This window comes from Corallococcus sp. 4LFB, assembly GCF_046520365.1.
GTDB lineage: Bacteria > Myxococcota > Myxococcia > Myxococcales > Myxococcaceae > Corallococcus > Corallococcus caeni.
Window position 1 is genome coordinate 1 of the sequence record NZ_JBKGHJ010001010.1, and the last position, 1,299, is coordinate 1,299.

Annotated in this window: 2 protein-coding genes and 1 pseudogene; all 3 read right to left on the bottom strand. The window is 64.5% G+C overall.

From position 1 onward, the window contains the following. Positions 1-241: pseudogene (locus tag ACLEQD_RS43595) on the bottom strand (hypothetical protein); the annotation flags it as partial. Beyond that, a complete protein-coding gene (locus ACLEQD_RS43600) occupies positions 241-966 on the bottom strand; it encodes an immunity 52 family protein (RefSeq protein WP_410391822.1) in 726 nt (241 codons plus the stop codon). The gene ACLEQD_RS43600 and the pseudogene ACLEQD_RS43595, both read right to left, overlap by 1 nt. After that, on the bottom strand, positions 963-1,299 hold a 337-nt coding region (locus ACLEQD_RS43605), incomplete at its 5' end, for a Tox-REase-5 domain-containing protein (protein WP_410391823.1). The genes ACLEQD_RS43605 and ACLEQD_RS43600, both read right to left, overlap by 4 nt.

A 1,299-nucleotide genomic window follows, 5' to 3' on the forward strand; every position in this document is an offset into this window, starting at 1 on the left:
GCGCCTCCTCGAACTCCCGCGCGCTGACCGGCACCCGCCGGTCCCACGTCGCCGGGACATACGTCCGCGTCCTGTCCTCCGTGCGCAGCCGCACCGTGGGTCCGCTGGCGCACCCCACCCAGAACACCCACAGCAGCAGCCAGCAGCCAGCCCGTCCCCACGGTTTCTCACTGCCAACCCACGGGCCACGCCCGAGCAGCGCCGCGGAGGTCGTCCTGACGGCGGAGGCCAGCTGCCTCATCACAAGGCACGCAGCAGGCCCGCGGCATCGAGCACCTGGTGCACCTCCGTGGCCAGGCGGACGTGTTCCGGGTTCGTCACCGTGAATCGTTCCTCGGTGAGGATGACCAGGGTTCCCAGGTCGTCCACGGGCTCGACGCGTACCGGAGCGGGGAGTGGAGGGACCTCTCCCCATTTCCGGGAGAAGTAGGTCATCCAGCCCACGAAGGTGCCCACGTCCCCTGAGGAAGGCGACATCTGGTCCCGATACTGCTCGGAGGCAACGACGCCCCACGCCGGTTCCCAACAGCGCACCATTGCAAGCAGCACCTCGCGCAAGACGGGTGCGGTCAATACGCGTTCAGCCACTTCACCGTGATGAGGGGGATCGACGACACACACCGAAGTCGGCACAGCGTCCGCAGAGCCGCAGAAGCCATTGACCGCAATTGCTTCGTCCCGGGTCGGTCCCCCCGTCCACAACCAGTAGCTGAAGCCGTCGCCAATACGGTTCTTCTTTCGGGCGAACAGTTCCAAGAAGGAGGCTTGGTGGGTCTGAAACCAGCGGGCCTGGGCCTTCTTGATGGTCCGCCCGGTCGCGTTCCACTGACGCCACGTGGGTTCAAGGTCGCCCAGGCTCTCGAACAATCTTTCCGCTCTGCGGGCACAAGACACGTCGGACTCGTGCCGCGCCACCCAGTAAGCCCCGACGTAGTACCTGTCCGACATTTGATCCGCGATGCTCATTGCGAGGGAGGAAGGAAACGCACTTCCACCTTAATGCCTTGGCGCTTGAACAACACACGCAATACGGCTGCGAATCTCTCCTCGGCAACCACCCATCGAACGGGTGTACCTCCGGCCACCCTGAACTGCCGCCGTGCCTGCTCCACCAGGGGAGTAACACCCTCGAAAAACTCCTTCGCACTGAGATCTTTTCCGAAGAACTTCTCGTATCCAGGGCCCTTGGCCTCCAGCAGCAGACTCTCCTCCGCGTCGAAGCCGTCGAAGTCGACTTCCTCGTTCCCTCGCTTGACCCGATACGCGGAGCCCTTCGGCGCACCCGTCACCTGGGCCTGA